19 protein-coding genes and 1 tRNA gene are annotated in these 23,665 nt (G+C 50.3%); 7 read left to right on the top strand and 13 right to left on the bottom strand.

Annotated features, from left to right (window positions below):
• Nucleotides 1-1,241: 1,241 nt before the first annotated feature.
• The 9 genes from SH451x_RS14350 to SH451x_RS14310 all read right to left on the bottom strand — a co-directional run bounded on the left by SH451x_RS14350 (nt 1,242) and on the right by SH451x_RS14310 (nt 11,293).
• Nucleotides 1,242-1,751 (bottom strand): hypothetical protein, encoded by a 510-nt coding sequence (locus tag SH451x_RS14350; RefSeq protein ID WP_479357670.1) that lies wholly within the window; start codon nt 1,749-1,751, stop codon nt 1,242-1,244.
• Nucleotides 1,752-1,906: 155 nt separating this feature from the next.
• Complete coding sequence (locus tag SH451x_RS14345) at nt 1,907-2,329, bottom strand: hypothetical protein (protein ID WP_479357669.1); 423 nt, start codon at nt 2,327-2,329, stop codon at nt 1,907-1,909.
• 1,001 nt (nt 2,330-3,330) lie between these two features.
• Nucleotides 3,331-3,483, bottom strand: a complete 153-nt coding sequence (locus SH451x_RS14340) for a hypothetical protein (protein WP_479357668.1) — start codon at nt 3,481-3,483, stop codon at nt 3,331-3,333.
• Nucleotides 3,484-3,664: 181 nt separating this feature from the next.
• Nucleotides 3,665-3,790, bottom strand: a complete 126-nt coding sequence (locus tag SH451x_RS14335; protein ID WP_479357667.1) for a hypothetical protein — start codon at nt 3,788-3,790, stop codon at nt 3,665-3,667.
• A gap of 125 nt (nt 3,791-3,915) precedes the next feature.
• Nucleotides 3,916-4,362 (bottom strand): riboflavin biosynthesis intermediates N-glycosidase, encoded by a 447-nt coding sequence (gene ybiA, locus SH451x_RS14330; RefSeq protein ID WP_479357666.1) that lies wholly within the window; start codon nt 4,360-4,362, stop codon nt 3,916-3,918.
• A gap of 522 nt (nt 4,363-4,884) precedes the next feature.
• A complete protein-coding gene (locus SH451x_RS14325) occupies nt 4,885-5,262 on the bottom strand; it encodes a GspE/PulE/PilB domain-containing protein (RefSeq protein WP_479357665.1) in 378 nt (125 codons plus the stop codon).
• A gap of 206 nt (nt 5,263-5,468) precedes the next feature.
• Complete coding sequence (locus SH451x_RS14320) at nt 5,469-5,909, bottom strand: CBS domain-containing protein (protein ID WP_479357664.1); 441 nt, start codon at nt 5,907-5,909, stop codon at nt 5,469-5,471.
• 273 nt (nt 5,910-6,182) lie between these two features.
• On the bottom strand, nt 6,183-9,728 hold the full coding sequence (locus SH451x_RS14315; RefSeq protein WP_479357663.1) for a carbohydrate-binding domain-containing protein: 3,546 nt from the start codon (nt 9,726-9,728) through the stop codon (nt 6,183-6,185).
• A 233-nt stretch (nt 9,729-9,961) separates the two neighbouring features.
• Entirely contained in the window at nt 9,962-11,293 is a 1,332-nt protein-coding gene (locus SH451x_RS14310) for a carbohydrate-binding domain-containing protein (protein ID WP_479357662.1), read from the bottom strand.
• Between the two features lie 329 nt (nt 11,294-11,622).
• Between SH451x_RS14310 and SH451x_RS14305 the strand changes: the two genes are divergently transcribed.
• Nucleotides 11,623-11,817, top strand: a complete 195-nt coding sequence (locus SH451x_RS14305) for a hypothetical protein (protein WP_479357661.1) — start codon at nt 11,623-11,625, stop codon at nt 11,815-11,817.
• A 560-nt stretch (nt 11,818-12,377) separates the two neighbouring features.
• Here the strand turns inward: SH451x_RS14305 and SH451x_RS14300 are convergent.
• Nucleotides 12,378-12,451, bottom strand: a tRNA-His gene (locus SH451x_RS14300).
• Nucleotides 12,452-12,619: 168 nt separating this feature from the next.
• Nucleotides 12,620-14,089, bottom strand: a complete 1,470-nt coding sequence (locus tag SH451x_RS14295; protein WP_479357660.1) for a thioredoxin family protein — start codon at nt 14,087-14,089, stop codon at nt 12,620-12,622.
• Between the two features lie 848 nt (nt 14,090-14,937).
• Here SH451x_RS14295 and rho point away from each other — a divergent pair.
• Complete coding sequence (gene rho / locus SH451x_RS14290; RefSeq protein WP_479357659.1) at nt 14,938-16,254, top strand: transcription termination factor Rho; 1,317 nt, start codon at nt 14,938-14,940, stop codon at nt 16,252-16,254.
• Nucleotides 16,255-16,321: 67 nt separating this feature from the next.
• Nucleotides 16,322-17,341, top strand: a complete 1,020-nt coding sequence (locus SH451x_RS14285) for a hypothetical protein (RefSeq protein ID WP_479357658.1) — start codon at nt 16,322-16,324, stop codon at nt 17,339-17,341.
• Between the two features lie 11 nt (nt 17,342-17,352).
• Here SH451x_RS14285 and SH451x_RS14280 read toward each other — a convergent pair whose 3' ends face one another.
• Nucleotides 17,353-19,680: a YncE family protein gene (locus SH451x_RS14280; RefSeq protein WP_479357657.1), complete on the bottom strand. Its 2,328-nt coding sequence runs from the start codon at nt 19,678-19,680 to the stop codon at nt 17,353-17,355.
• Between the two features lie 264 nt (nt 19,681-19,944).
• Here SH451x_RS14280 and SH451x_RS14275 point away from each other — a divergent pair, with 264 nt between their 5' ends.
• From SH451x_RS14275 to SH451x_RS14260, 4 genes are all read left to right on the top strand, one after another.
• Nucleotides 19,945-20,931, top strand: coding sequence for an aldo/keto reductase (locus SH451x_RS14275; protein ID WP_479357656.1), 987 nt, complete (start codon nt 19,945-19,947; stop codon nt 20,929-20,931).
• Nucleotides 20,932-21,047: 116 nt separating this feature from the next.
• Nucleotides 21,048-21,374 (top strand): phosphoribosyl-ATP diphosphatase, encoded by a 327-nt coding sequence (gene hisE / locus SH451x_RS14270; protein WP_479357655.1) that lies wholly within the window; start codon nt 21,048-21,050, stop codon nt 21,372-21,374.
• Nucleotides 21,375-21,539: 165 nt separating this feature from the next.
• Nucleotides 21,540-21,935 carry a DUF4440 domain-containing protein gene (locus tag SH451x_RS14265; RefSeq protein WP_479357654.1) on the top strand — a complete coding sequence of 132 codons (396 nt, stop codon included), beginning with the start codon at nt 21,540-21,542 and terminating at the stop codon, nt 21,933-21,935.
• A gap of 54 nt (nt 21,936-21,989) precedes the next feature.
• Nucleotides 21,990-22,943 carry a sugar phosphate isomerase/epimerase family protein gene (locus tag SH451x_RS14260; protein ID WP_479357653.1) on the top strand — a complete coding sequence of 318 codons (954 nt, stop codon included), beginning with the start codon at nt 21,990-21,992 and terminating at the stop codon, nt 22,941-22,943.
• A gap of 17 nt (nt 22,944-22,960) precedes the next feature.
• On the opposite strand, the gene SH451x_RS14255 is transcribed toward SH451x_RS14260, so the two are convergent.
• A complete protein-coding gene (locus SH451x_RS14255; protein WP_479357652.1) occupies nt 22,961-23,365 on the bottom strand; it encodes a class I SAM-dependent methyltransferase in 405 nt (134 codons plus the stop codon).
• Nucleotides 23,366-23,665: the final 300 nt, after the last annotated feature.

Below are 23,665 nucleotides of genomic sequence, written 5' to 3'. Positions count from 1 at the left end.
TTATCATCGGCATCGCCCATCAGTCGCTGTCAAGTGTGAGCGAATGATGCTGGCGTTAACTCATACCGGGACGCACTTTTATGTAAACCACAACAGTCAAAAAACAGTGGCGCCCTGCCACTTGCAAACCAAGGACTTCATAGTCGGCGGCGTTCACCGCGGCCCGCGAAGTTAATGTTTCCATTTCGAACCCAGACCAACGCACGCTCCGGCGCCACGCTTGGTTTACCAGCTCTATTACAAATGTCCATCCGTCTTCAGATGAGGTGAGAACTAGTATTACTGTGCAACCGTAGCAGAAGAAAACCAAGCGCTACAATCGCCTTGTGCGATTTCGTTTACTGGAGGAAAAAAACTAGAGGTATATCCAACAGCACGCACCGTGCGGAAGATCGGACTTGCAATCATCATTTTCCATTTCCTGCCATTTGAGTTTTCATCTTTCGATGACAGTGCCAAACATACGACGCCAAGGCGATCATTAGGAGCAGTTGTATTGGAATTGATACGCTAGGTACATCATAAAGTAGCCGACCAACCAAAGCTAAGCATGCACCCATCAAGAAAAGCAGGCCTTGATTTCGAGCTCGCCTTGATTTGGAAGAAGCACTCAACACTACCACTGGCAACCTCGCAATTAAGTTCAGACCAACATCCAGGAACACCAAGCGGCGACGGTAATTCAACCATTTCAAATTCACGCCGCATCAGTGCATCCGTTGGTTCGTCGTGCATTAGATTCAGCTGTTACTTTTGACCTTTTATACCTTAATCCAGTCACTCAAATCATATATAAGTAGATCCAACCCAACAATACAGCAGACGGGATCTCTGGGATAAGTAGAATCCAAGCCCAATGTCGAAAGAAACCAGCAATTGCAGTGAAAACCAATGAAGTGCCCACTAGAAGAATGGCAAGGCAATAGATCGAGAAAAATCTACCAAGCTCGGGATAACCATCTGATCTATCGTGTTGATAAAAGTACAGGTAGACTAGACCACATGTGCTGGTGATACAACATGCGGATATTAGAGAAGCGATTGCAGCACAGCCAGTTCTTTCGGTTTCGTCCATCAGCGTTTCAATACGATTCAATCTAATACGGAAGTTTCAATTTTCCGACGAATGGCACACGTCACCGACTCGCGACGTTCGGGTCGCGATTGCAACAACGCACCGTCCGCGACTTCGAGTGCGAAAGCTCAACGTTCCACGGCTTCGAGGCAGTCGATTGTTATGCTCATTTTCGTGCGGACTTGGGTCGATGCTTGATGTCCGCTAGTGTAATTTTCGACACGTCCTTTGATTGTACGGTCAATTGGAATAGTCCATCAAGCCAGCGTATACTCGATGGCACGGAAACTGTTTCCAACCACTGAAAATCCGCAAAAAGCGTGCGATTGTGTACGCCCAACATTGCCAAAGTGCGTTGAGGAATGGTTGCCGTGCATGCAGGAGCACGAGTATCGATCAAATCTTTAAGCTTGGAGATTCCGAGCGACTCGTTCGCAATGAATCCAGCGATAGGTTCGCACTGACCGTTGCGACTGCTGTCGAGAACGTATGCAATGGAGCATCCGGCCACGCGCGTTGCGGCGTCATCGAGATCACCGTGTGTAATCGAATAAGGTGTGAATCGCCCTTCCAAGACTTGGTAAGTGTCAGGGCTTGGTAGTCTTTCCAGCAACGAGCGCAGCAAATCAATCCGGTCCGTGCGACGAGCGATGTTGAGTGGAAAAGCTAGTGACATGGCTTTAGTGGTGTAAGGTCCGCAATTACCGACGTCGCGGCGAATAGATCAAACATCAGAAAATGGCCTAGCTGCGAATTCAGTGCAGCGATTTGTTACCATTTACTCGGGCGTAAGTATCGGAGGAATCGTCGCCAAAAAAATCGACCTATCCTCTATGTCCCCGTATTGATCAATTTCTCAATATAGCCATCTGCAAACTGAAATTCTTGATGAATTTCTTCTACTAGTGCATCAAATTCTCGGATTAACATACTGGTAGTCGTTTGCATCATCAATGTCGCGATCAAAACACCGACAAAAAAGAGAAGAAATGAAACTGCAAGCAATGCCTGCCCCCACGAAGTTGCAGCGGTATCCATGCCTAGTCGCACATGGATCCCATTTAGAGTTCTTTCAATCGCGATCATTCCGGTGCCTTCCACAAGGTTAGACAAAGCGCTAAATTTGGAAAATCGAAAGACGTTCTCCGACTGACTGTAGAAGATCGTGACATTTCTGCATTCGAGTGCTCGCCTGATCGATTGCTTGAGTCGGTCTTCGTCAAGCGTCTTTAAATGGAGGTTACGGATTATCATTGAGCGTAAAGTTTGTTGTGTCGCATGGGCTGGGAATATGGAATCGTCAAGATGCAATGGCACTTCAGACGATTAATTTGGGAAGTGACGCACAAATAATTTAGTCTACTACCGAACATTCGATCACCGAGTGGGGCTAACTTATTTACATTCAGGAATCGCTCAATCCCTCGCTCCCGTCCATCGGATCGTAATTCCGATACAGGAGTACTACTGGGGCCGCAAGTCCTCACCGATGCCTTCCAAGAAGAACTCTACTCGCCCACATTTCGGGCAACAGTATACATCAAATTTTTCTTTGTTCACAAACAACTCTCCCAGATCGCCCAGGACGCCGTATAGGGTACCTTCGTGAAACTTCTTGGTACCGACGTATGTAAGTTCTTGATTACATCGAGGACAGGCCAAGACGTTTTTTGATAGCGAAGACGACTCTGCGGTTGTCCAACTGCTTCGCACGTTATCCACTTCCTCGACGGAGCGGAACGATGGATCTTCAGTTCCGTCTTGCGAAGTACCGCAACGCCAGCACGTATCGAAGGAGGGTTCGATGGATTCTCGACATTTCTGGCAGTGCCACATGTACTTTTGTCTTTCACAATAAACGGCAGCCATTGACCGAGCCCGAGCGGCAAGCTTAACACAAGTCGGCCAATCGAGCTGGTCGCGTCCAATAGTTGGCAGTCTCAGTTTTGAGTCGATGCTTCTACGAGCCAATTTAATGTATTTGTCTATTCGTTGCCTATCCACCCTTTGACGCTATTCATCCGTCATCCTTCCGGCGTTCGTTGCAGGACATATACTGTGTTACAATCCGGCTGCCGGGGTCAAGCTGATTCTCTAAAGATGTTTTGGATTGGGATGCAAATGTGACGCTTGATGCATGGAGGTCAATCCTCATGAGGAGCCAATGGGGCATGGACTTAATTCAAGAAGTCGAGCTTTCTGACAAATGACTCTAGCAATGCGATCGAACGATTCTCAATAGCCTTACGCAAGCTTCAACCGATAGAATTCTTGCTGCTTTCAACGATCGCGTCGAAATGGCGGCTGCCCATCGCTTGATCGATAACGAGAAAGTTACTTTTGAAAATGTCATCGCGCCGCATGTCAAAAGCGCCTGCGGCAGAATCAAATGCTAGTTGCATACTCATTCTCGGCTCCCTTGCTCAGATGCAAGCAATGAATGTTGCTATGTTAGGAGACAATGCGAATCATAAGTGAAAACTTCAACCATCGGATAAAGTCATGGGCTTGGACCGTCTAGCCGAAAGCCTGTTACCGGAAACAATCGCCGAGGTCGTCCCGCAAAGCCCATGATGGACTTCGATCTTCTTACGCAGAGTATTCTTCGTCGCTGGCGCTGTCCTCAGGCTCTGGTTTCCATTTTGCCTCCGTGCAAAGACACGCATCGTCCCATGACTCGAAGGAATCTGCGACGACGTGGAGTTGCGGTTTCATTTAGCGTGTGTTTGATCGGGTTGAGCTTATTTGATATGAGCGGATAACGGAACGCGTAACCGCGCACGTGCGAAAGTTATTCCATTTCAAAAACGCGATCTCGCGTGCTCCGGGGCACGCTCTGGCTATCCTCCAAAATGGATTTGTGCGCGTAGTTCGACAAGCATTTGACCGAGCATATTGCGCCCGGTACCGTCGCCGCCATCTCCCCAGTATCCGTCGTTCTTTGTGTGTTCCACAATCATCGCGTCACCAGTGCCAAGAAGCAGCTCCCTCAGATCAGGATGTTGCGTGAATTTGGCGTGGAGTGCGACACGCATGACGTCGTCCTTCACGTCCTCCCAATCAGGACGAAGAGGTTGCTTTCGGTCACGTCCCATTCGTGCTGCCGTCATCGGAGAGTCGACGAGACGAATATCCTCAGCGTGTTGAGTGCCAGCGAACTTTTGCGCCTGGAAGTAGTGTTCAGTCGTAGGCCATGTTGCGCCATCGAGTTCAATCGGATACGCGGCGAAATTCGAGAACGCACCGTAATCGTCGTCGACCAAGTAGAAGTTGATGGTTTCAGTCATGCTCGATTTCAGTCAAACAAAGAATCTATGTAAGTCCTGGGTTTGGGGTGGGAGTCGATTTGATCCAAAACTGGCAACTCGGGCCCGTGATGGCGGTTTGCTCGAAACATGCTCGCTCACATTCTTCCAATCCCAAACCCTAGGAACATTCACCCTGAAAATTCTTGATTTAGAACTCGGTAAGTTCAAGACGATGTGCTGCTTTTTTGTCTGCGAAATTCGGAAACATAAGTTTCTCGGGCGCTGCCACCGAGCGAACTTACCTTACCACGCTCTCCCAAAAACACAAAGTCGACCTCGTTGTCATGGAAACTTGTGGACCTTCCGGATGGATCAACGACCTGTCAACGAACCTTGATAAAGACCGATAGCGATTGCGTTACTTGCATACCAAAGAGTTCATATTCACCGAGACGCGACGATAAACCTAAATTCTAAGAACGGCAATTTATGCGTCTTCGGAGCAACGCAATGATATACAGGAGTGGATCGAAGGCTTTGCACAGCATCGTCTGGTTTCAACTATCGAAAATATAATTCGTTCAATCGTGCCTGTAGCACACTTCTATCACAGTAGACAAAATGAATCGGCCGATTCAATATAAATTTCAACCCTTCTTGAGACTCGCGGGATGACGTTTTGGTTAGATTAAGTGCAATTACCATTCGCTCGTCATCCTCGTTGTAGGGAAGACATTGCATTTCGCAAGCAACCGATGGCGGGATCTGTTCAAGTAACGCATCGCTTAGTTCGCAGCATTCAAGCTTCGCTGTGACATCTAGTAATCTACGCAAACATAATGGACATTGTTTAGCTGCGGCATCGTGTGCTGCTGCGATAAAGCCCTTGCATAGGTCACAGCCATTAGGTCTTTGAGAGAGATCGTTCGTCTGAATCACGCTTTACGTCAAATTTAAAACGGGCATAGCTATTTGCATAACGGCTGCGATGACTCGGTCGCGGCCTAAAAGTTTCCATTTAATTACGGCCGACCCGTTATTGAGGTGCCTGGCATAGCTTTGAAACAGACAATGACGCATCGACAGAGCACAGCGTCATTGTGTTCAAGATTCAGGTCTAGTATCCAACGAGCTTAGCCGCTCGATCAACCAACGTCTTGGCCTTGCTGGATGTAGACTTTCATGTAATGGTTCTCAACCGCCAAGTCATCGAATTGCGATTTGACTACGTCGCCGATTGAGATCATGCCAGCTAGATTGCCGTCTTCGATGATAGGAAGATGGCGAACTCGATGGTTCGTCATTTTGCCCATCACTTCGGACAGATCATCTCGAGGATGACCCACCACGATGTCGGTCGTCATAAAGTCCCGCACCACCAGGTCCTTCAATGGTCGCTTCTGAGATGCGATCGCTCGTAAAAGATCTCGCTCAGTTATGATTCCGAGAACGGAGTCGTCTTTACATACCATCAGCGATCCAACATTGAATTTGACAAGCCTCTCGACTACGTCTGCTAACGTTGCATCCTGCGATATCTTGTAGACAGAATCGCCCTTTACACGAAGAACATCTTGCACGCGCATACCAACACCTCAGCTAATTAACGTTGTGAAACTCAACAGACGTACCGACGGTGTGCATCCTTGGTAAACAAGCCTCTTTTGCATACCTGCGTCGAATTCGAGTACTACTCGTTCGGGATTCTTAGGCTTCGTTCTAGGACGACAATGCGATTCTAACCGCCGTAGAATGGTTTTTCAACCATGCTCACGGGAATCGCCGACAGACAAGTTCAAAGAATTGCAAGGTCTAAAGTTAGCCTTAGAAGTAGACGCTCGCGTGCTAAAGGTCAATTCTCACACAAACAGCCAGCGACCGATTTGGCCGTTGTCAAGGTCGACGTAATACAGAGTCCCATCGATCCCATGCACGATCTGTGTCACATAGTTCGCTCCGGTGGTAAACGTGCTGACACTCGCCACGCTGCCGTCTGGGTTGAACGCTACGTTGCTCACAATACCCTGACCTAGGTCATTGTAGAACAGGTTGCCTTGATACTGCGCTGGATAGACGTCGCCGCGGTAGACGGCACCTGCCACAATCGCATTGATCCCAGTTGCAGCATGATTCAAGCCCAACAACGGTGCCACGACCGTTTGCCCACTGCCGTAGAAGGCCTGTGCCTGCGCGAGGTCCTCATAACCGCCAGTTCTCAACGAAGTCCCGTTGCCGCCTTCAAAATAAGGCCACCCGAAATTAGCTCCCGGACCGGCGGCATTGATTTCTTCCCAACGCGTCCAGCCCACGTCCCCAACGTACAACTGACCCGTTACCGAATCAAACGACATGCGGAACGGATTCCTTAAACCGAGTTGATAGACCTTGGAACGGTTGGCGTCGACATCGCCGTTGAAGAACGGATTGTCCGGTAAGCCTTCACCAGTCAGCGGATCGATTCGCAAGATCTTGCCGGAGAGATTATCGATGTCTTGAACTCGCACTGTTCGAGGATCGACGCGATTGTACGACGTACCATCTCCGATGGAAACATACAGGGCTCCGTCGAGCCCGAACTCGACAGATCCTACCGTATGCGATTCGCTATCGGTCGCGATGAAATCTTGGATGTTGGTACCGTTTGGCAGGATGCCAGCTGGCGGTACATCAAAGTTACTTGTGCTGTTCACAAAGGCATTGAAATTGGACCAAATGCTATTGTTTCCCAGCAGGACGACTTCACTTCCGGCCACCGCTGTGCTGTAGATAGTTGCAGCGTCGGCCGTGACGCGAATCAGTCGACCCGCGCGATTCCCATTGCGGTCGGGCCCAGCCAGCGGATGGGACGCGTTCTGGTAAACTTCGGGCGGATCGTAGGTAAACAACAAGTACACGTAGGGGTTGTTTTCAAAGTCGGGGTGAACGGCGATATCGAGCAAACCTCGATCGCGCGTTCCATTCACTTGGGCGCTAATGTCGACAAATGGTGTCGCCAGTCGCTGGCCGTCACGTACCACAAAAACCTGTCCAGCTTGTTGCGCCACATAGAGGTTTCTTCCATCAGGTGAAAAGTCCATTGATGTGGGTTGGCTATACCCGGAAGAAACAATTTGACTGACCAATTGCGTCCCGGGACTCGGAGGATCGATCGTCGGAGGTATAAAAGAAAATTCCCAGTCCAGAATGCGATGCCGGTTCGACGCACCACCGGTTGCTGCCGTGAAGCCCAGATAGCCTTGACTGCCCACAACCGCCTCTAAATTGAGGTTTGTCACTAACAACGCAGTGTCTGGTTTCGTTGATCCGTTGGAGACGAATAAGGCTAACGACTGAGCGTCGCCGTTGTAATCAATCCACGCGCGAAGCGTGGCTCCACTGTTGAAATCAATATTCGAGTTCCGCGTGATCAGCGCCGTCGGGGAACCATTGATCACGACAGACACATGGTTGTTCGAGACTTCTCCTGGATTCTGGTAAGTATCAAACTCGATCACCAAGCTGCGGTCGATTCCAAGATACCCCAGCGTTCCGCCAGCGGCTGAACTGATCGCACCGGCACCGGCTGCTGAATTTTGGATAATGAAGGAAAAACCATCGGCGCCGGAACTACCTTGTCCTCCGTCTAACGTAAACCCAAAACTTGTCTGAAACGATGTCGTTGCATTGATGGGCATCGGCGTTGCGAAATAGGTACTGCCTCGGAGGTTATTCACGGCCCGCGTCAGCCGCAGGGCTCCATTTTCCAGGGAAGTATCGCCATTAAGCTGGAGTGACTGCGACGAAGTAAAGCTCGTGAAGTTCGGAATGACCGTGTCGTCGTCATTGATCAACACAGTTGCCGTACGAGGAGCGGCTAGAGTGCCATTGCCGCGCATGTTGTCGACGGTAAAGCTGAAGGTCTCATTACCTTCGTAAAGTGCATCGTTCAAGATCGGGATCGACACGGTGGCTAATGTCTGGCCGGGTAGGAAGACCAGAGAACCGCTGGTGCTGACGTAGTCTTGTCCAGCAAGCGCGGGCCCTGGAACGGTCGCGTAGTCCACAATCAACGTTCCATTCGCGCCACCTTGGCGGCGGATGTCGATGTTGACCGAGCTTTGGGTTTCATTCACTGCATAGCGGCTGTTGGCCAAAGAAACCGCGCCTGGGTTGGTTCCACCCGACGTATATTGAAAGAGCCCTTCGGTGTGCAAGAATTCACTTTGAGGAAATCCTGGAAAAACTCCATCGCCATTCCATGTGCCATTGGAGAACACGCTCGACGACTCCGTCTGAAACTCGACGCCGTCAACCAAAATGCGATCGACCCTCAAATTGGCATCGAACACTCCAGGGATAAAACTATCGCCGACGAATTCAACTTGAATCTGATCTGCGGTTACAGCGGTCGCCGCGCGGTAACCATAGACTTGAAAAGCTCCGTTGTTCGCACCTTGATCGACAAACCAACTACGTACCAACTCGCCGTCGATCCTCAGGTTCATCTGCTCGCCACCTTCGGATCCGCTCGCAACGATCAGTACCTGACTGCCTTGATTGGTCGTATCGGAACTAAAGGCAAAGTAACCATTCGTGTGAAGGATTTGCGAACCGAAGAAGCCGGGACGTACATCACCCGTCTCACTTCTCCACGTTCCGGTGCTCAGGACTGTTGGCGAGTCGGTTTGGTAGTCGACGCCGTCAACGGTGATCCCTTGAACAAAAAGATTTCTGTCCAAGCCAAATGGTGGATCGAAGAAATCGTTGGTGAATTCTACGCGAATGCGATCTGCCGTGACGAATTCGTTCGCGTTGTAGTTGAAGGACCGGAATATCTGTTCGTCAGGAATGCCCCCAACGTTGCTCCATGATGCAACCACATTTCCATCAATAAGCAAACGCATCTGCTCCTGTGCGGTCAGCCCCGCCGCTCGAACGGTAATTTGCGATCCGTTTCCTCCCGCCGCAGCAAATTGAAAATATCCGTTGGCATGCAGATACTCCGATTCCCGAAAACCGGGTGTTACGCCATCTTCAGCTCGCCATGTCCCGGTAGAAAAAACCGAAGGCGATTCCGTCTCGTAGCGAATCTCATCCAACACCATCGCATCCAAGCGAAGATTCGCATCGACTCCGTTTGCAGGATCATACGAGTCGTTGAGAAAGGCGACACGAATCCGATCGGGGGAAAGCGTATCGGGCGATTCGTAAACGTAGCGTTGCAAGTTCCCTTGGTCGGCGCCCTCCTCTAGTATCCAAGTCCAAACGGGAGCCCCGTCTACTTGAAGTTCCATCAACTCATTGCCCGCCGACCCTGCTGCAAACAATTCGACTGTCGATAACATGACTCTGGGTTCAAGGCTTTCGCAAGCCAGAGACAATTCACCGGAGTTATCGGACTTCAACAAGCGTTTGATTTTTAGCATCGGACAACGGCTGGAGTTGGGAGTTGTGGAATCGGACCCTGTTGCTGGACAAGCCACCAAAATCTTCTGCCACGATATCTGCCGAGTCGGTCATTTCAATCGTCAGAATCGCTCCATTATGAAAAAGCTGGATATTTCGTCAGTCACATGATGTCGGTGCGACCGCGAAGTCTACAAGTTTCCTGAGCAGCATTACATGAGCTAGTGGGCTAGATTGCATCGTCCGCGGAACATCAGCTTACGTTCGTGCGATTCAAGCTTCCTGTATTGCGACTATTGGCCAACGAAGAAGCGGCCAAGTTGGGGGCTCCCGTCGAGTATTGGAAAAAACCATCAATATGTAAGAATTCACTTTCCGGAAATCCGGGAACGACCCCGTCGCCAATCCACGTTCCGTTTGAAAAAACGCTCGACGACTCCGTCTGAAACTCGACACCGTCAACCACGATACGATCGACCCTCAAGTTAGCGTCAAACACTCCAGGATTATAGCTATCGCCGACAAACTCGATCTGAATCTGATCAGCAGTGGCCGTCGATGCGGTTCGGAATCCGTATACTTGCAAAGCTCCGTCGTTCGCACCTTGATCGACAATCCAACTACGGACCAACTCGCCGTCGATCCTCAGGTTCATCTGCTCGCCACCTTCCGAACCACCAGCGACGATTAGAACCTGACTGCCTTGGCTGGTCGTGTTGCTGCTGAAAGCAAAGTAGCCGTTGACGTGCAGGGCTTGCGAGCCAAAGAAGCCTGGTCGAGCGTCGCCAGTCTCACTCCTCCACGTCCCGGTACTGAGAACGGATGGAGCATCGGTGCGGTAATTGGTGCCATCGATCGTAATGCTTTGAACAAACAGGTTGTTATCGAACCGAGTCGAAGGATCGTAGGCATCGTTTGTGAACTCCACCCGAATCTGATCGGCGGTCACGAATTCGTCGGCGAGAAAGTTATAACTTTCCCATAGCTCCAGACTCGCACTTCCCCCCACGACAAAGAGACTGTCCCAGGTAGCGACGACTTGTTCGTCGATCAACAATCGCATTTGCTCCTGACCGGTCTGTCCGGCTGCTCGAACTGTGATCAGAGATCCATTCGGTCTAGGTGCATCGAAATGGAAGTATCCGTTGGCATGCAGATACTCCGATTCACGAAAGCCGGGTGCTACGCCATCTTCAGGACGCCAAGTCCCGGTGGAGAAAACTGTTGGCGATTCGGTTTCGTAGCGGATACCATCAAGCACCATGGCATCCAAACGAAGATTCGCATCGATTATTCTTCCACGGTCGTAAAAGTCGTTGAGAAAGACAACGCGAATTTGGTTGGGTGAAAGCGTCTCCGCGGATTCGTATACGTAGCGCTGCAGGTTTCCTTGATCAGCGCCCGCTTCTAAAGTCCAAGTCTGAACGGGCACCTCATCGATTTGCAGTTCCATCAGTTCGTTGCCTAACGAACCTGCTGCCAACAATTCGACCGTCGACAACATGACTCTGGATTCAAGGCTTTCGCACTGAAGATCAAGGTTGTTTGAATTGTTGTGTTGCGTGAAGCACTTTAGTTTTTTCATTGCGTAATTCCGGAAAAGCGCACGTTGAAAAGAAGAGCCATTGATGTGTCAACATAAACATAAGCATTGCCAATTCAATCACTATACTGTCATTCGAAAGAAAATCGCAGACTTAGGGGCGTTTTTTGTTGATCTTGTAGATCCGAGAAAGTTGCCTTCAGAGTGCCGGACCGAAGAGCTTCGGCGAGCTTGTTTTGATTTGTTATGGGGGCTTGGCGCTGGCATTTAACAACCTTAGCTGAGGAAAGACTAAACGCAAGATAGCGCAGTTGATCCACCGTAGTCCCTTGATTACAATTTTTCTTTTTTCATTGATAGGAAGATCTCGGATGCTGTTCTTGGTTATTTTGCTAGTGATGTCCTTCCTCTACTACAGCAGTGTTGGCATTCGCGTGCTGTTGATTGCATGGGGGGCAATGATTGGGCTCATCATCCTTGCTCCGCTTCTCGGTCTTGGCATACTGGTCACGCTTCCGTTAGGAATTGGGATATTGGCGTATGTGTACTATGAAGCGAACAGCTAAAAGGATTGCTTGCCAGGGAAATGCACCCGAGTTAGGTTGAGAAGCGGCATCGAGAAGATGCATCGTCAAGTGTATTCTTGGCCGAAGTTCAAATACGGTTTCCGTCTGCCGATTTATTCCTGACAGGATAATTTAAATCGGCGAGCCAAGCGATGGCCTGCCGAAGGACGCGAACGGTTGGTAGTATCTCCTGGCTAACACAGTTGAGCTCCGGAGGCTTTTGTTGTTGCGATGAAGCAATCGAGCCGGAATTCAGCTAGACAGATTTCCAGCAAATGGACTGGGCAGTTTCTTGGGTACAGCTTATTCGAATCGCGCTTCCGAGGGTGCAATTGCGGCTAGCAAGATGTCTCACACACTAGAAAGTTTCTGCTACCGCGAATAAGGGCCACACCAATCTCGGCGGCCTACGACGCGCAACAGTCGGTTCTGGAAGAAGGATCAAGTCCCTCCCAGCGGGCAAATTCTTTGTTTACCAACCTGCCAATTCAAGATTTCTTGGCGTCGCAGAAACGCAGAACACACGTTCCGAGCTGTAAAAACACTGGTAAACAAAGAAGGGTGATAAACGGGACTCGAACCCGCGACCTTCGGAGCCACAATCCGACGCTCTAACCAACTGAGCTACTACCACCATGTAATTCGGTCCGCAAGTTTATCGACGCTTTCACTTCACGTCAATTGTTCCCGCGTAGTCCACACTTTTTTCCCGATCTTCTCGCCAAGCAACCCGTTTCATGCGTCCAAGTATTTTCACGATCTGCCAACTGAACGTTGCTTCCGGCGGGTGGTCCGGTTCGCCTTATCTTGCACTGGTCCACTGAGGTGCGTTCGCGATACGGCCACCAGACTCGTCCGATTCAGCTGGTTTGAGCGGGTTTGCAGGTTGAATCGCTTCGGCGGTCGCCGCAACTTGCATCACGTTCTGATCAAAATACTCTCGATTCTCGGCTGTCGCGAACAAATACACTCGGCCTCGGTACCAGCAACCGTATTCCCGCAATCCATCGGCAAAGTCACCTGTGCGAAGAAAATGGACTAGGTCAAAGCCGCTGAGCATTGGTGCAAATCGGTCTGGCGACTCGAGAAACTTTTTCTGAGCTTGGGCGGACGATAAATTGTAGATGCGGCCGCGATGACGTACCGAGAATGATTCCGACCCCTCCACCCACTCGGATCGTTCGTCCAAAGCGACTGGGCAATAACCATTCATTGCTGGACCCGAAATTCGTGTCTTCGCAAGTTCAATTTGCTGTGCAATCGCATCATCCGTTAGCCCCGAAACATTGGAGTTCTTGTTGCTGACCAACTGAGCTCTGACAGGTTGCCCAAAGGACGGTTGGGTCGGACGCGAAGTATTAGGAGTTACAGGTGCATTTGTCGGTTGTGCTGCCTGCGTTGGGCTCATTTGTGGTGAAAATGAGGCCGCTTGTGCTGGTACTAGAAAGCGGTTGTTAGGGCTTGGCGCAATTGCGGCCTGAGCGTTGAACTGTGGTTGTGGTGGGGCTATCGCGGGTGGGATACTGGCTCCGGTTGGGGCGGTTTGCGCTTGAGCGATTGCGTTTTGCGGAGTCTGTTGTCTCGGCTGCGCATATTGTAGAGCTGGATGAGTTGGAGGTGCTACGCAGAATGAGTTTTCCACTTCGCGGTTATTTCCAGTTGCGGTGAATCCGTTGTTTGCGCCTTGTGGTGGTGCACCAGTCGATGAAGATGCTTCCGGCGATGCATTGTAGGTGACTTGGAGCGTGGAGGGTGTTGTTGTGTTGGCTGATGCGAAACTGGGCGGGTGGCGATCGTTCGTGCTGGACGACATAGCCATCTGTTGCGAACGAGTTGTCAGTACATAGTCGCGGTTGCGGAGCTCAACGCGTTCTAAAAGCTTGAGATAGTCCGCGGTCTTCTGAGGCGAAACGGTGCGAACCAGTTCGGTCCCGTCTGCAGCCAAATAGACGTCGGTTGGCCATCTTGTAACATGATATTTCTGGGCGACTTGAGGCGTCGAATCGACATGGATCTTAACAGGAATAACGGTCATCTTAATTTTGTTGATGAGACCGGGATCTTGGTACGCACGGCTGTCGAGCATCTTGCAGGGAACGCAATTGTCTGAGTAAAAGTGCAGCATCACGATTCCGTCACGGCTCATTGCGGCTCGGCTGGCAGCACCAATGTCGTTAGTCCAGGGGATCTGCGCTTGAGCGTCGGCTGTATAAGCGAACTGAACGACGCAGGCCGCAATAATACTGAGAGTCTTGACGAGAGTTCGATCCATTCCTGGTGTCCCTGTAAAGTGGAACTTTCGAGCGGGCCGTCGCACGACAAGCTTGAGCGATAGCTGTCAGTTGCAGACGACGATAAGTCCGGCACGGCTCAATCCCCACAGAGGAATGCTAGCTAGCAAGCTTTCGAGATGGAGTGGAGCTGTATCTGGTGGATCGGTTGTGACGATCGCATCGCTTGAACCAATTTTGGCGAGATTATCGATTAAGCTAGTATTTTTGTCGAAAAATTCATGGCGCCCTTGACATTCGGTTGCTGCGATGCAAAAGTATCGGGGACGCTATTGAAAGCTCTTTTCAAAGTTGTACGAATAAGATTGCCGAGCAACATTGCGGCGAACTGCATATTATTGCAGAAGACTGCCCAGTCTTTTAACAGTTTTAGCTCATCAAATTTTTCCGCTAGTTGTGGATTGGTTTGAAAAGTATTTCGAAGGATTCTTCGAGTTAGACATTAGAAGGAAACGTCTTGCTGAGTTCCCCTGAGTTGGTGGTACTAGTGACAGCGGATGACGAATATCGCTAAGTGAATGGTTGTTGGAAACACCTTTTACATACCCGCACACAACCCGTGTAGCATTGTCTTGATTTATTGTCCCTCGTAGTTTGTCCATCCATGATTGATTAATTCCGAGTGACTTATATTATTGGTCCGCAGCAACAAGCGATTGGTGCTGAGGTTTTCTCCGTTTCATCCTTTATAGGTTTGGACTCTTTGTCGAGGGAGTCCTCAATCGATCCGTCCTGATTTTCTGTACTGACAATACGATTTTCCTGCCCCATCTGGGCTCGTTTGTCGCAAGCATACCAGGGCAAATATTCATCTTCTGGATAGTTCTCAATGCCAAAGAAAAAGCGTTTTCGTTCGCGGTTTAGTGGAAGTTCCGACGGTTTTGAAGGTAGCGGTCCGACGTCATCACGTCCGCGTCCCAAGCGACCTCGCAGTGGCGGTCCACGCCGAAATTTTCCCGGTACTCGGTCTGCCGATGCGGGTGGTACAGCCGTCGATGAAGCACCACAGGATGGCGAGCCCGAAGTAGTCAAAGAATTTGTTGGGCTGCTTGAAATGCATCCCAATGGTTATGGGTTCTTACGAAGTCCCGAGAATAACTACTCGCGTGAACGTACTGATCCATTTGTGCCTGGCACGATGATCGAAAAGTTTCAACTGCGGCCAGGTGTCATGGTTCGTGCTCAATCGATCCATGCTCGAAAACAGCAAGGGCCGCGAATTAAAGAGATCGTCGACATCGAAGGCATGTCGCCGGAAGATTATCTAAACGTAAAATCTTTCGACACACTAACCGCAATTAACCCCGAGCAATGGCTACAGCTTGAGATCGGTCAGACGCCGTTGACGAATCGCGTTATCGATTTGCTTGCTCCTCTTGGGCGTGGGCAACGTGCACTGATCGTCGCGCCGCCAAGGTCTGGCAAGACCATTATGTTGCAGCATATCAGCAAGGGTATCGCGATGAACTACCCAGATGTAAAGCTGATTGTTCTACTGGTTGACGAACGACCTGAAGAAGTGACCGACATGCGCCGCAGTGTGCTTGAAGGAGAGGTTATCGCTAGCTCGCTAGATGAAGACGTCGACTCGCACGTACGACTGAGCCAATTGGTGATCGAGCGTTGCAAACGTATGGCTGAAACTGGCAAGGACGTGTTCTTGTTGATGGATTCGATTACGCGTTTGGCGCGTGCCTTTAATAAGTGGGTTGGCAACGGTCCGACGATGTCAGGCGGTGTGAACATCAAAGCGATGGACATTCCCAAGAAGCTGTTTGCAACCGCGCGAGCTTTCCACGAAGGTGGCTCGTTGACAATCGTTGGTACGGCGCTAGTCGATACTGGGTCGCGGATGGATGAGCTGATTTTCCAAGAGTTCAAGGGAACCGGTAATATGGAATTGGTGCTCGACCGTAAGCTTGCCGATCGCCGCGTTTGGCCTGCGATCGATATTTCGCAATCGGGCACTCGTCGTGAAGAACTGTTGCACGATCCTGAAACGTTGCATGCCGTTACGATGATTCGTCGAACGCTTAATTCGATGAACCCTGTAGAGGCGATGGAGCAACTTACAACGCAACTTGGTAAGTTCAAGACGAACCAAGAGTTCTTGAAGCTGATCGCAAACGCTCGAATCCTCGATTAGTGGACCAAGGTTGAGGTCTAGGTCTTGAACATAACACCACGTTGGCACTTCGATCTGGATGTGAATCTTGTCGCAACGCGTGACTATCGAGTTAAGATTTGGTGCAGTTCTGCTGGCCGCATTGCAAGCGGTCAGTATTTTGGCAACGGATGCGAGTGCTGAGCAAGCGACCGTGTACTGGGACAAGCCTCAGCGGTCCGACGAAAGCGTTATATTCAGTCAACGTGTCCAAGCTATAACCGGTGAAGTTCAAGAATTCTCGGGCAAGCGGATTGTGGTCCAGCAAGTTGGTCGGACCGAACCAACGGTAATAGCCGTCGACCAACTCACGGGAGTGAGAGTTATCTGGGAGTCGGAACCGGCCGTTCGAGCGCACGAGCATTTTCGGATTGGCAATTGGAGAGACTGCATCTTAGCGACCAAGGAAGCGAACGATCTTCCTGATGTGCCCGACTGGCAGCGGAAGATGTTAAGTCTGCAAGTTGTTTCGGCGGCAACGCATTTTGAAAAGCTTGAGACCGCAACTCTTGTTTTCAAAGCATTGCGGCAACGCGATATGCCGAATTTTGGTTATGCATATCTTCCTGTGGCTTGGAGTACGGTTGCCCCTAATTCGGCCGTCGTGCAAGCAGCTGAGAAGTTTGCTTCCGATACGGACGCTGCCGCAAAGCTGGTCGCGGCGACTTGGTTGCTCGATGGTCCTCAACGCCAAACAGCTGTTAAAGCACTCGAATCAATTGCTCAAGGTAACGAGCCTGTGCTTAGTCAAATTTCGAAAACTCAACTTTGGCGAACCATTGCGCCGCAAGAATTCGTAACAAGTCACTTGAGTAAGGCGATAAATTTCCGCGATTCAATGCCACTTTATTTGCAGGCTGGCCCGACGGCTGTAATTGCGGATCGGGTAGAACGTTCTGGAGACTTAGCAGGGGCGTGGAATTATTGGCTGGAGGTGGCGATGACGAGTCGTAACTCGCAATTGCCCGTTTTTAATACCGCGATCGATCATCTCACAGATTTAGCTCAGCGCACCGGACGCGAAGCGGATTGGCTCGCAATTCGTGAAGCACTCAAAGTGACTGAGTAAAAACGCAACTTCTATTGCGCAGTTACTTCCTCGGCGGTTGTTGTGTCGGAGATGGTTTGCTCGGTGTCCGAAGCCGAGCTTTCTTGTTGTCTCTCCTGCTCTGCTTTTTGTTGGTTCAGCAATACGCGGTAGGCATCCAAATGCGTGATCCTTCGACTAAGCAAACCGTATCGTCCGTTATCGTTATAGGCAAATTTTGACGCGCTGGCAAAGTTGGTGATATGGTAGTCTGCCAAGCGAGTCACTTCTGGCATGCGATGAAGGTAGTATGCAATTGCGATAATTCTTTCACAGGTGTCACGAGTTAGCAGACCATCATCGAGCAATGATTCGCCACCTCGAATCATTCGAGTGAAATCGAAATTGCCTTCATTCGGATCGACCAAAGTGGGCCCAAATGGGTTGGTCAAACCTGCGATGGAATTCGCGTAGACTTGGTCACGAATGGCTTGCGGATAGAGTTGGCAAACATAGTTAAGATATCTCTCTCCCGCGCCGGGCGAACCGCCCCATCGAGGCAACAACTCTAATAGCACGAGCGAGTGAATTTTTGTATTTGCGGGATAGAGCTTAATGCAGCGTGTAACAACTTGAATGAGATCGTCATTATCTCCGATCCCTTCTTTCATTAGGTCGAGTTTCAGCTCGAAGGCCGTAAACGGAGGTTTTTCAAGTTTCATCAGATCTACGACATCTGGGTTGGCTTTGCGGAGGTACTTGTGAAACTCATCGAAATCATGGTCTGAAACGGTATCGGCATAGCCTCCTCCTCGGTGCGACAATCCGAAGTTGTAATAGCGAAGTGCAGATGCGCATTTGGCCACCTCTCCTCCCTTTTCATACCACTGCCGAAACTGCTCGGCTATTTTTGGGGCTTCTGGCTCATTGGGGTTCGAGTCAGTCCATTTCCAAGCGTAAGCTATTTTTTCGATCAAGTTTCCGTAAAGCTCTTCGCCGGTTACCATTTTCGAAGGCCAGTTTCGTTTACGAAGTTCTTGCCCAATTTGCTCTAATAGTTCGAGTTTATCCTCGTAAGCGTATTGGCCGATATATGTGACCATTTGCAGCCCCGTCGGATCGTCAAAAACAGGTCGTTGAAGAACTTGAATTCCGGACTCAGTATAAATTGCGATGCGCGAGCCCGAAGTGTTCGTTCGAAGTCGGTCAACGCGATCGGCGTCTAACGGCAACAACTTGCTACAAACATAGCGAGAGCCGTCCATATCAATCGACGTAACTACGGTTTGCAGCGGGAGCTTGCCATTCATGATCTTGCCAACCACAACTGACCATCCGTTTATTTGGTTGTAGCAACAAGCCGTCTGGTATGCGCTAATCCCCATGTAGAAGGGATCTTTTCCGTAAACAGGTAACGCTTGATTAAGCTTATCGCCTTGGAACTCGTGCATTGAGACAGAGTCGAACCAGCGATCGGCATCGAATCCACTATTAATCGGAGTGTAGCCCGTCGCGAATCGTTCGAAAGTCATAGTTTCCTTCATCTGATTCTCAGATTCCGGAAACCATCGAAGCGCTTGAGAACTCAACGTTCCAAGCACAAATTTACCTTCTGGATGGATTGCAACAGTCTTACTCTCCATACGGTATTTTTCGCAGGTGACCAAGGACATTGAATCTCCATCGATAAAGAAAAGTAGGCCGTCGAGCGTGACTGCGCCGATTTTATTTACCTTCGTGGCGCGGTTCCATTGGGCGACAAATCCCTCGGGCGCATCAATCGTCGCCAGTGTTTTCTCGTTTTTCCAGTCGAACTTGACCACCTGCGCTGGATTAATCAGGAACAGTTGCTCCCCTTGAACATCCACCAGTAACCCGTAGGTCTTTTCGAGCGGGCTTTTGACCCTGGCAATCACTTTCTTCGTATCAACTTCGACGACAGTAATCATGTCCTCCTTATCGACTACGTATAAATGATTGCCATTGCGGTTTATGTCAAAACACAAGTGTGAAGGCAATTTCTTGTTAGGCAGTCGCAACAGTTCCGTCAAGGTAGGCTCCACTAGAAATTGATCCATGATTTGACGAAGACCGTCTGGCGTGCCTTCAGGGTAGGACCATTCCTCAGAATCAGTCGCTGGAATAATGGATTCGAGATTCACGTCCTCTTTCAGCTCGTCCAGCGGGCTCAGATCCAACTCCGTGTACCATGGGCTAGCCGAATAAACGACTTGTGGAGTTCCTGAAGCTGCTTTAGTACCAGTAATTAGATCCCAGACTCGTTGGCAACCTGCAGTTGCAATCAGCATCGCAAATAGGGCCGATAGATGCATCACCCAATCTCGGGACGAACGGTGAGCAGAGTTGCGCGGAAGTACCATGTTTTTCTCGTCAAATAGATTTTGGCCGACAGATGGGAAGAGACGTAGGTGCACTTGAGAACGTCCATTCTATCCGCCAGAGATACGTGTTGCGCGATGAGTAACTGCAATTTTTTAACATTTGTCTCAACTGCTGGGTTCCAATACAGACCTACGTTTTCCCCTCATTTGAGAATTGCCGCATTCGGCTACAATATCGCTATCTGACAACTTCATGGACGAACTAACGCTTTATTCCGCTTACCAATCAAACCGCGAATACCTATGACCAACTGCAGAGAGATTTCGATTAGCCAAGAATCAAAGTTACCCACCCTGGGCCTTGGGCTTTGGAAGATTGAGCAAGATCGCACGGCTATGATGGTTGAGGCGGCGATTCGTGCTGGGTACAGGCATATCGACGCCGCCTGCGACTATGGGAACGAAGCTCAAGCGGGTGAAGGCATTGCAAATGCTATTTCCAACAAGGTTTGCACTCGAGACGAACTGTGGGTCACCAGCAAGCTTTGGAACACTTATCATCGTCCTGAAAATGTGCGGCCTGCTATCGAGCGAACGTTGAAGGACTTGCGCCTTGAGCAGCTAGATGTGTATCTCATTCACTTTCCGATCACGCTTAAACATGTTTCAATCGACCAGCGTTATCCACCCGGTTGGTTCTATGACCCTGCCGCGCCGCAACCGCGGATGGAACTTGACTCGGTGCCGATCTCGGAAACGTGGGGAGCCATGGAGGAACTTCATAAAGCTGGCCTTACCAAACATATCGGTATAAGCAATTTTGGTTGCTCGCTGATACGTGATCTTCTGTCGTACGCGTCCATTCGCCCCGCCGTTCTCCAAGTAGAATCGCATCCATATTTAAAGCAGGAAAAATTGCTGCGGTACTGTCAGCAAGAATCGATTGCGTACACGGCGTTTTCGCCATTGGGCGCAGGCTCCTACGTACCGCTTGGTATGGCGACGTCCGACGACAGTGTGCTTGAGGAAGAGACGGTCCGCAAGCTTGCCGCCGAGCACAACAAGACAGCTGCGCAGATCGTTTTACGTTGGGGCGTGCAACGTGGGACGGCGGTTATTCCGAAAACTGGACGCACGGAGAGGCTAAAAGAGAACATCGACATATACGACTTCGAGCTGACTGCTGAAGATATGGCGGCGATCAATGCGCTTGATAAACACCAAAGGTTTAATGATCCGGGAGTCTTCTGCGAAGCTGCGTTCGGTCGTTACTATCCGATTTTTGATTAGTTCAATGCGACCCGCGATAGAAGACTTAAGAGGCGATAGACGTTTGCTTTACAAAGCGTTGCGGTTAAACTGTCAGCCTGATACATAAACTGAAACGACTGTGTAGAGTTGAATGAATGAGCGACGACGTCCTTGACCGATTGATGGCACAAATTCACGAGCGCGTGCGTCAGATGCCCGAAGGTTCATATACTACCAAGCTTGTGCGAGGCGGTTCGGCGGCCATGGGTGCCAAGATTCGCGAGGAAGCCGAGGAACTGATTGAAGCGGCTGACGAGGATGATCGCCAACATTTCATCTACGAAGCCTGCGATTTGATCTATCACACCTGGGTTCTGCTGGGCAGCAAAGGGGTCACTGTGGATGACTTGCGAACGGAACTCGCGCGTCGCGAAGGCACTAGCGGGATTGCAGAGAAAAATAGTCGCCCGCCCAAGTCCTAGAAAATCTTGCGCAACCTCGCAGTTCTGCCGCTTTGGTGGACTAGATTCTCAGCAACCGGCAGAATCTCGACTGCTCTACTAGCAGAACGCATCGGCATGCATTAAAACCGCCAGTGTCCGTGCAAAGTCACGGTTTTGAGTGGAAAAGATACTGAAGAAACAATCATGAGCATTGAAGACGATCGCGAAGAAATCCTGGAGTTGACTCAGCGTGTTTTGATGGCTGCGACCAGCGGCGACTGGGACTCGTATGCGGAGTTGTGTGATCCGTCGCTAACTAGTTTTGAGCCAGAAGCGGTTGGTAATTTGGTGGATGGTCTGGACTTTCATCACTTTTACTTCAAGCTGGGCGGCGGCGACAATTCCCCTGTTCAGTCGACGATTGTTGCTCCTCACATTCGTGTGATGGGTGATTGCGCGGTCATAGCGTACGTCCGATTGACTCAAAAAATCGGAGACAACGGTAAGCCAACAACGACCGCGATGGAAGAGACTCGAGTCTGGCACCGTCAAAAAGGTGGCTGGAAGCATGTTCATTTCCATCGCAGCCCTACCCACTAAACAGTTCGGCATTTTAACATCGGTGCCGATCGAATTCCTTTCATCGAAGTCACCATGATACAAAACTCTCGCCGCGAAGCGTTAGCTTCGCTTGCCGCTGGCGCTGCTTTGTCAGTTCTTTCGCCGTCGAAAGTGTTTGGTCAAGCGCCTTTGGATGTAGTGTCCGCGAAAGGGTCGGCTTCTTGGCCAATCGCCGTCTTTGGGAAGATTTTTGAGGGGCTCGATTACAAACGTTTGGGCGAGACTTTGGCTCAAATAGACGCTGACGGGATCGAAGCGACGGTCCGACCAGGTGGCCATATTGAACCCGATCGCGCACCTGACGAAGTTCCCAAGATGGTCGCGGCGTTGAAACAACACGACCGATCTCTATTGATTGCTGCAACGGCCGTCAATGATGCGAACGAACCTCTGTCTAGAAAGTTACTAGAGGCCTTGGTCGCAAGTGGCGTCCGCTACTACCGCATGGGGTACTACCGGTATGACTTGAGTAAACCGGTACAGCCGCAGCTAGATATTTTCGCCGCCCAAGCTCGAGAACTAGCTCAGTTGAACAAAGAAGTAGGCATCCAAGGGCTCTATCAGAACCACAGCGGATCTACTCTTAAACAATCGTACGTTGGGGCGCTCGGGTTTGATGCGGTTAGGTTGCTGGAAGGCATCGACGCGAACGCAATTGGGCTGGCGGTAGACACGCTTCATCTGCGTGTTGAAACTGGATCGAGTTGGCCGACGGCTGCCTCGGTTTGTAAGCCGAAGATGCGTGCAATCTATATCAAAGACGGCAAGTGGGCCGGAGAAAGAACCGACAACTTTGAAAGTGTGCCGCTCGACACTGGGTTCGTGAATCGCCAGATGTTTGACACGATTCGTCAGGACGCACCCATGATGCCGCTCTCGGTGTACATGGAATGGTTAGGCTATAGGGTGTTTAAAGTCGACGAGCTGCCAAGTGCAATCGAAGCGTACAATCGCGACATCGCGACGTTGCGAAGCTGGCTTGTCTAGTCCAGTGCTCGCAGTGGTCAGAACAGATTCGCCTGCGATAGCATCAAAATCACGTGTGCGATGGTAGCGATAGCCGCGCTAGCCAATGCAGCATACTTCCCAATTTCAAAGTAGCGTGACAAGCGGCGGTGATTGCCCCAGAACCATTGGAAGTGCATGAACAGTCCGAGGCAAGCTATGGTGATCCCTAAGCTGACAGCCGTTGCACCTTGAACTTTCTGCAAGCCGAACCCGCGGTCTTGAGGAAAACCAAAAACGGGCAAACTCAGTGACGTGCCTTGTTGTACTGCGACGACATAACAGCCGTATGCGGCAAGTATACCGGCGGCGAATATTCCACTACCCCAGCTCCACAATGGCCCTCCGCCCGGACCGCTGGTAAGCCAGTCGGCGAAATCAGTTGCGCGTTCGTTCTTTTGCATGAAAAAGAGCTCTCAAGCTAAAACGGAAGACGTGATTATCCACACGTGTGGATAGTCGCATTGTAGCTCATCTCATGTGCATCGTGTTCGACGTTGCTTGGGCACAAGTCACAGACGGCAGATCATACTTGGTGATCCCTGGGGAATTACGCATTCCTTGCTACACAGGCGTAACGCATTGGAGAGCGAGAGCGGATGGCCGCAAGCTAATGACTGTTTCGCAGCCTTTGAAACAATAGTGGCGACGGTGCAGCAACTCCTCCTCCATTCACGTCAGCAACGGTTTATATCGATAACCTA

It is taken from the genome of Njordella aestuarii (genome assembly GCF_056494165.1).
This window is presented reverse-complemented; position numbering and strand designations above follow the sequence as displayed.